Source organism: Caballeronia sp. GAWG1-1 (assembly GCF_023631465.1).
GTDB lineage: Bacteria > Pseudomonadota > Gammaproteobacteria > Burkholderiales > Burkholderiaceae > Caballeronia.
On sequence record NZ_JALQDB010000132.1, the window covers coordinates 1 to 252 of the forward strand.

1 pseudogene is annotated in these 252 nt (G+C 59.1%); it reads right to left on the bottom strand.

From position 1 onward, the window contains the following. Positions 1-69: 69 nt before the first annotated feature. Positions 70-252, bottom strand: a pseudogene (locus NCT03_RS33760) (DDE-type integrase/transposase/recombinase); the annotation flags it as partial.

Genomic DNA, 252 nt, shown 5'->3' on the forward strand with positions numbered 1-252 from the left:
ACTGATTCGAAACAGTGGACATAGCCTGCACGCTCAGATCAAAGAGTTCCAGACGTCCATTTCTGCGCGCTTACCGTATTTCGCAAACGCTTCCTCCAGCGCCTCGACAGCATGGCAGCTCTCCAGCGTGATCGCCACCCGGTGTGCCAAGACCCGACGACTCGCCCAGTCCACCACAGCCGTCAGATATACGAAGCCGCGCGCCATCGGGATATAGCTCGTATCGAGCGCCCAGACCTGATTGGCCCGGTC